The sequence below is a fragment of the Chitinimonas sp. genome, from assembly GCF_041904975.1.
Classification (GTDB): Bacteria; Pseudomonadota; Gammaproteobacteria; order Burkholderiales; family Chitinimonadaceae; genus Chitinimonas.
The window spans coordinates 1-6,567 of the sequence record NZ_JAYRLZ010000237.1 but is presented as its reverse complement, the minus strand read 5'-3'; the positions used below and the strand labels follow the sequence as shown (position 1 = coordinate 6,567).

Genomic DNA, 6,567 nt, shown 5'->3' with positions numbered 1-6,567 from the left:
CCGGTAGCGCAACCGACAATCAGCCCCCAGATCAATTGCATCTGCCAGCTGGCTTGCATCAGGCTCGACAAGGCCACCGCACTTGCCAGCACAGTCAGTGCGGTAAGCACGGTGCGACGCAGACCGAAACGCAGCATGGCGGCCGCCGCGAAAGGCCCCATCAGGCCGAACAAAGCAAGGTTGATCGACAGCGCCATCGAGATGGCGGTACGACTCCAGCCAAATTCATGCTCCAGGGGCACCATCATCACACTGGGCGTCGCACGGATGCCGGCGGTGATCAACATCACCAGGAAAGTGATCGCGATTGCGACCCAACCGTAGAAAAAGCGGGACTTCGCCCAGTTGGCAATCGCATGCATGGCGTATCCTTGATTGGAAAACAGACTTGTTACCGACCGGTAACACACCTTGCCCATAGTATGTACCGAGCGGTAACATGTCAACCACCATGCCCACCGATAGCCCCGCCCGCCGCCGTGCCATCCCCGCTGCCGATGCGCGCAACCAGATACTGGATGCCGCCGAAGCCCTGTTCTATCGCGAGGGTGCCCGCAATGTCGGGGTCGATGCGGTAGTCAAAGCGGCCGGCGTCAACAAGATGAGCCTGTACCGGCAGTTCGCCTCGAAAGATGAATTGCTGCGCCAGTATCTGGATCGGCGCGATGCGCGCTTTTGGCAGCTGTATCAGGCGAGCCTGGCTCACCACCCGGACAATGCTTTGGCCGGCTTGCGCCAGGTGTTCATCGATCTGGCTGCACGCATCCAGGCCGCCGATTACCGCGGCTGCCCCTTTGTGAATATTGCGTGTGAATTCCCTGAACGCAGCCACCCTGCCCGCCTGCAGGTTGCCGACAACAAGCGCCGTCTGCTGGCCTGGCTGACTGACGCCGCACGCGATGCCGGCGCCGTGGCGCCGCCGGAGTTGGCCGCAGGGCTGGCCTTGCTGATCGAGGGCGCCTACACCGCCAGCCAGACCTACCCCGCCGGCAATCCGTTGCTCACCGCCCTGCCCCGCGTCGCCGACGTGTTGATCCGCGCCGCATTGCCGCCGCAGTTGGCGCTTTCAATGATCGGTGCAGCTGACGATCTGCAAGGGCCGGCTGAATAGGGCGCGGTAGCGCCCGAAATAGCGCCGCAGCATTTTGTAGCCATGTGGCTCATCGTAAAACCCTGCTTGAAGTGCGGCCTGGCGCCGCTGCTCCGGCCGGGAGTCGTCGCTGAGTTGGCTGGCCGACGCCAGCATGGCCACCACCTGGCGCCATGCCTTGTAGCGGGACAAGGTGATACCGACCTGCTTCTTGAAACGCTGGCGCACATGATCGGGCGACAGATTGACGGCGCGACTGAGCGCCGCCAGATCAAGCCGCCCGGCAAACTCCCCGTCAAGGCGCCGCGCAATCTCGATCATGCGCGCATCGACTTCGCCCGGCGCCAGTGTCGATGCCAGCACCGCCACGCACTGTGCCACCCATTGCTGCACCGATCCCGGCGTCGCGCGGCCAACGCAAAGCGCGTCGAACAAGCCCCTATCCGGCAGCAGCGCTGCAGCTGCCTCCCAGGCGAGCAGCCGCGCTTGCCTGAGCGCCCCCTGCACCATCACACCGGCGGGGCTGACCGGATCGAAATACAGAATCACCAGCCCATTGCCCTCGGCCGCGCTCCACACACTTGCCGCATGCAGCAAGGCCGGTGCCGCGACGGCTTGGCCGCCATCGGCCGTGATACGCAAAGAGGCGCCGGCCGGCCCGAGAATCAGACAGGGCGCCAGCATTTCGCTTCGCTCGAAGCCGCCGGGGCCGGCGTAGACAATCCAGTCCCGGCCGATGTACACAGATTGTTCGATTGCACTCATGAATCAACACCATCTTGCCGCGCCGGCTCGCATTCAGGGCAGCAAGGTTTCCCATACCTGTCGACGCCAGGCATCCGGATCAGCCACAGTCTGTGGCACATCCTGCCAGATCATGGTCTGGCGCTCCCTCACCTCGTAGGGCGGCCATGGCGGCACGCCGGGGCCGTTGGGGTTGCCGCTAAGCGCAAAGCGACTCCACGCCGCCATCATCTGGCTGGACAGTTGCTGCGCCTGTGGCCGGTTGGCCTGTAGCCACTTGGCACCGCCAGGCACCCAATCCAGCGCCAGTGTGCCAAACACGAAGGGTAGCTCCAGCGCATGGACCGCGCCCACATCAGGCAAGGCCGGATCAAGGAAGGCGGGGGCCACATGCCAGTCAAAGCGATACAGATAGGTAGCCGCCTGGTGCTGGCTGTGCCGCTCGGCGATCTGGGTCATCGGCCGGATAAAGGCGAAGTCATCATTCTGAGCCTGACGAATCAGCAAGCCGTTTTCGGTACGCAGATGCTCGGCATACCAGCGCTCCAGGCTGGGCAAGCCGGTAGCACGCTCGACCTCGCTCACCATCTCCTCGGTAACGATCGGGCTGGCCGGCCCCAGATCAGTCTGCTGGACAAAGGGATTGCGCAGCTGGCTGTCGTACAAGCTCCAGTAGTTGGTTTCATTGCGATTGGCGCCCAGCATCAGATCGATATTGCGCGCATTGCCCGCCGCTACCATGCGCAATGGCTCGTCAATGACCAGACTGCCATCGACATAGGGGGCGAACAAATTGTCGCCATGGGCCGACTGCTTGACCGCCCTGGCCTGCTGCTGCAATAGCGCTAGCGGTGACGCGGCCTGAAACTGCGCCATGGTTTTCAGCTGGCCTGCGTCGACAATGTCCTGCGCCCCCTGTTGCGCCTGCATGGCACTGTGCACGAGATTGGCGCCGCCACTTTGGGCAATGGCGCGGCGAAACAGCCGTTCGGGACGCGCACCGGCCAACAAGGCAGTGAGCGAAATACTGCCGGCCGACTCGCCAAACACCGTCACATTTGCAGCATCGCCACCAAAAGCGGCGGCGTTGCGCCTTACCCATTCCAAGGCGGCAATCTGGTCGCGCAAGCCATTATTCCCGCTGCCTGCAAATGCCGGGTCCAGCCCGCCCAGCTCCATAAAGCCGAAAACGCCAAGCCGGTAATTCAGGGTGACCACCACAACGTCCCTGGCGGCCAGATGCTCGCCGGTGTAGTAAGCCGATGCCCCGCCGACCACGAACGCACCGCCAGGAATGAACACCATGACCGGGCGCCGCTTCCCATCCAGCGCCGGTGTCCAGACATTCAGATGCAGGCAGTCCTCGTTTTCATACACCATGCCAAGCTCGGCATCGCTGCGCCCGCTGTCCGGATACACCTCCAGCGGGTCGGCCAGCTGCGGACACACCGATCCGAAGCGGCTGGCGTCGCGTGTCCCGTCCCAGGGCTGCACCGGCTGCGGTGGCAGAAACCGGCGCGCCCCGAGGGGCGGCGCGGCATATGGAATGCCTTTGAATGCAAGCACCCCGCCCTCGCGCAGCCCGCGAACCCGACCTGCCTCGGTAAAGGCGCACAGGGCGCAATCATCCGCAGTGCCACCTGAGGCAGATTGACCGCCACAGCCACTGAGCAACAAGCTGGCAGTAGCCAGCGGCAACAGCAAGTTCAAGCCATGCGAGCGCATATCGACCCCGTCCAGTGGAAGCAGAAGGCTTGCACCATAGGCCGGCCGGCCCTTGCAGGTCTTGTACCAAACGGTGATCCTTGCCAGCGCCGACGCGCAAGCGCTCACGGCAGCGTCGAGGCAGGCTGCATCAGGCCGGCTGGAAGTAACTACGGGCCGCCTCATAGCGGCTGGCGAAATACGGCGAGGCCATGCTTTCGATGCGGATACGGCCACGGCTCGATGGGGCGTGGATGAACTTGCCGTCGCCGATAAAGATGCCGACATGGGAAAACGGCCGGTTCAGGGTGTTGAAGAACACCAGATCCCCGGCCTGCAATTGCTCGCGATTGATCGGCCGCCCGCGCTTGGCGATATCGGCGGCACTACCGCGCAGATCAAGATTGATGGCATTGCGGTAAATAAAGCTGACCATGCCGGAGCAGTCGAGCCCCGCTTCCGGATTCTTGCCGCCGAACTGGTAGCCGACATCGATCAGCCCCAAGGCAAACATGACGATTTCGCGCCCGGCTTCGCTGACCTGCAAACGCGATAGCGTGGACGCCCCGGCATCCGGGCGTTTGCCCGTATTCTGCGGCGGCGGGCTGGTGGCGCAGCCGGCCAAGCAGGCGACAAGCAGCGCACCGAAGAGGCGCCTCATGGTAACTCCTCCAGCCAGTCGGCCAGTGCGCTGGCAGCCTTCTCCCATCCGGCATCGAGCATCATCAGGTGGCCGATGCCATCGAGCAGCTGGGCGCGCACCCCTAGAAATCGCGCCGCACAGTGGTTCAGATGCACCGGCATCAGCACATCGTTGCGACTCGCCAGCACCAGAGCCGGCGGGTTGCCCAAGGGCGGGCGCATATCCCACTGCGGCAGGGTCATATCCACCAGGGCGCGATCCGATTCCTGCTGCAGGCGATTGGCGTATTGCAGCAGCTCGCTCTCCGGCAAATCCGCTGAAAACAGCAGTTCGCGCAGCTTGGCCAGCTGGGGTGGGCGATTGGCGTGCTGCACCAGGTTCAATTCCAGCAATAGTTGCGGATGCTGCCAGAACAGGTGCAAGGCCGAGCCGATCAGCCCTTCCGGCGGCACGGTGGCCAACAGGGCGATGCCCGCCACCGCTTGCTGGCGCGCCAATTGCAGCGCCAGAAAACCGCCCATGGAGTGGCCGACCAACACCGGACTTTGCCCGCACTGCTGGCGCACCTGCTGCAACACACTGTCGATATCGGCCACATAGTCATCCACCGAGCAGGCATGCAGATGGCCATGCCCATCGCTACCGCCATGGGCGCGCAAGCTCAAGGCAAAGCCGTGATAGCCGCGCGCGGCGAAATACGGCAGGAAATGCGTTTGCCAGCACCAGGCTGCCGTGTAGGCGCCGTGGATGAACAGCAGAGGCGGACGCCTGCGCGAGCCTTGCGCAGGAAATTCAACTACTTCCAATTTTAAATCAGTCACTTGCGCATCTTTGCTGTGAAACTGCGTGAACCATGACCAACCCTAACCGATTCACGCTGGGGTTTCAATCAATGCAGCTTTATCGCAGCACTTGTTGACCGACGGGTTATTTGCAATTAAATTACCGCTCGGTTAGTTAACAAGCATAGTCATGGCCCAAGCCTCTCCCCGCTGGCAACGTCGCAAGGACGCCCGCCCCAGTGAAATCACCGATGCCGCACTCAGCCTGTTTGTCGACCGTGGCTATGCCGCCACCCGCCTTGACGATGTGGCCAAGCTGGCCGGCGTGACCAAGGGCACGGTGTATCTGTACTTCACCAATAAGGAAGAGCTGTTCAAGGCAGTGGTGCGTGAAACCCTGCTGCCGGAATTGGCCCTGGCCGAAACCCTGCTGCATGAACACACCGGCAGTTGGGAGGCCCTACTGCGCGACTTTATCGTGCGCTGGGCAAGACGTATGGCCCAGGGTAAATCCAGCGGTATTTCCAAATTGATGATCGCTGAATCTGCCAACTTCCCGGAGCTGGCGACCTTCTATGTGAATGAGGTAGTGAGCCGCAGCCGCCGCCTGTTTGCCGATGTGATAGCGCGCGGCATTGCCGCCGGCGAGTTCCGCGCCGTCGACCCGATGATGGCCAGCCGCGCCATTACCGCGCCAATGCTGATGGTGAATATCTGGTGCCACAGCTTTTCATCCTGCGACCCCGACACGGTGACCGTCGACGGGTATGCCGATTTCCACTGCGATATGTTGATGCACGGCCTCAAGGCCGCTTGACCCGAGGACAGACCATGAGTGATGCAGCGCCCGCCCAAAAGCAGAACAAAGCCCGCCTGGTGTTCGCCCTGGCCGCCATCGGCATTGCCGGCTGGCTCGGCTACCACTGGTGGCATGGCCGCACCTTTGTCGAAACCGACAATGCCCAGGTGGAAGGCCATATCGTGCCGATTGCCGCCAAGGTGTCCGGCTATGTAGCCAAGGTCGCGGTGGACGATAACCAGCCAGTGGATAACAAGGCATTGCTGGTCAAACTGGATGACCGCGATTTTGCGGCTCGCTTGGCCCAGGCCGAGGCGGATCTGCGTATTGCCATCAGCAATGCCGGTGGCAAGGGCAGCGCCGGCCAGGCCGAGGCCCAGGTCAGCTACGCCCAAGCCAGCGCCGCCGCCGCCAGTGCCGCGGTGGCCCAGGCAGAGGCCAATGCCGAGCGCGCCCGCAATGAGCTGGTGCGTGCCAAATCTCTGGCCGCCAAGGGCATGACCAGCGCCTCGGCACTGGATGCCGCCATCGCAGCCGAGCGCGCTGCCGAGTCGCAACTGCGTACCGTGCGTGACAATGCCCAGGCTGCCGGCCAGCAAATCGGCGTGGCCGGTGCCGGCCTGAAGTCGGCACAAGCCAAGGTCGACTCGGTACGTGCCCAGCGCGACCTGGCCAATATCCAGTTCAATGACACCAATGTGCTGGCACCCTTGGCCGGCATGGTCAGCAAAAAAGCCGTCGAGCCCGGCCAGTTCGTGCAGCCCGGCCAGACCCTGATGTATCTGGTGCCGATCAACGATGTATG

General features: G+C 63.0%; 8 protein-coding genes. 3 read left to right on the top strand and 5 right to left on the bottom strand.

Annotated features, from left to right (window positions below):
• Positions 1-362 (bottom strand): MFS transporter (locus ACE3OH_RS17620; protein WP_374356120.1); only part of this gene is annotated, 362 nt, incomplete at its 3' end.
• Between the two features lie 77 nt (positions 363-439).
• Here ACE3OH_RS17620 and ACE3OH_RS17615 point away from each other — a divergent pair.
• Positions 440-1,111 carry a TetR/AcrR family transcriptional regulator gene (locus ACE3OH_RS17615; protein ID WP_374356117.1) on the top strand — a complete coding sequence of 224 codons (672 nt, stop codon included), beginning with the start codon at positions 440-442 and terminating at the stop codon, positions 1,109-1,111.
• Here the strand turns inward: ACE3OH_RS17615 and ACE3OH_RS17610 are convergent.
• The 4 genes from ACE3OH_RS17610 to ACE3OH_RS17595 all read right to left on the bottom strand — a co-directional run bounded on the left by ACE3OH_RS17610 (position 1,067) and on the right by ACE3OH_RS17595 (position 5,002).
• Positions 1,067-1,855, bottom strand: coding sequence for a hypothetical protein (locus ACE3OH_RS17610; protein WP_374356114.1), 789 nt, complete (start codon positions 1,853-1,855; stop codon positions 1,067-1,069). The two genes, ACE3OH_RS17615 and ACE3OH_RS17610, sit on opposite strands and share 45 nt — an antisense overlap.
• A 33-nt stretch (positions 1,856-1,888) precedes the next feature.
• Positions 1,889-3,559: a carboxylesterase/lipase family protein gene (locus tag ACE3OH_RS17605; RefSeq protein ID WP_374356111.1), complete on the bottom strand. Its 1,671-nt coding sequence runs from the start codon at positions 3,557-3,559 to the stop codon at positions 1,889-1,891.
• A gap of 130 nt (positions 3,560-3,689) precedes the next feature.
• Positions 3,690-4,199, bottom strand: coding sequence for a C40 family peptidase (locus ACE3OH_RS17600; RefSeq protein ID WP_374356108.1), 510 nt, complete (start codon positions 4,197-4,199; stop codon positions 3,690-3,692).
• Positions 4,196-5,002, bottom strand: coding sequence for an alpha/beta hydrolase (locus ACE3OH_RS17595; RefSeq protein WP_374356105.1), 807 nt, complete (start codon positions 5,000-5,002; stop codon positions 4,196-4,198). The genes ACE3OH_RS17600 and ACE3OH_RS17595 overlap by 4 nt, the downstream gene beginning before the upstream one ends.
• Positions 5,003-5,153: 151 nt before the next feature.
• Between ACE3OH_RS17595 and ACE3OH_RS17590 the strand changes: the two genes are divergently transcribed.
• Together ACE3OH_RS17590 and ACE3OH_RS17585 are read left to right on the top strand one after the other, a co-directional pair.
• Positions 5,154-5,780, top strand: coding sequence for a TetR/AcrR family transcriptional regulator (locus ACE3OH_RS17590; protein WP_374356102.1), 627 nt, complete (start codon positions 5,154-5,156; stop codon positions 5,778-5,780).
• 14 nt (positions 5,781-5,794) lie between these two features.
• Positions 5,795-6,567: HlyD family secretion protein (locus ACE3OH_RS17585; RefSeq protein ID WP_374356099.1), on the top strand; the 773-nt coding region annotated here is incomplete at its 3' end.

Coding starts and splice junctions, on each gene's coding strand:
- ACE3OH_RS17615 (WP_374356117.1), top strand. CDS start 440: ATGTCAACCACCATGCCCACCGATAGCCCCGCCCGCCGCCGTGCCATC.
- ACE3OH_RS17610 (WP_374356114.1), bottom strand. CDS start 1,855: ATGAGTGCAATCGAACAATCTGTGTACATCGGCCGGGACTGGATTGTC.
- ACE3OH_RS17605 (WP_374356111.1), bottom strand. CDS start 3,559: ATGCGCTCGCATGGCTTGAACTTGCTGTTGCCGCTGGCTACTGCCAGC.
- ACE3OH_RS17600 (WP_374356108.1), bottom strand. CDS start 4,199: ATGAGGCGCCTCTTCGGTGCGCTGCTTGTCGCCTGCTTGGCCGGCTGC.
- ACE3OH_RS17590 (WP_374356102.1), top strand. CDS start 5,154: ATGGCCCAAGCCTCTCCCCGCTGGCAACGTCGCAAGGACGCCCGCCCC.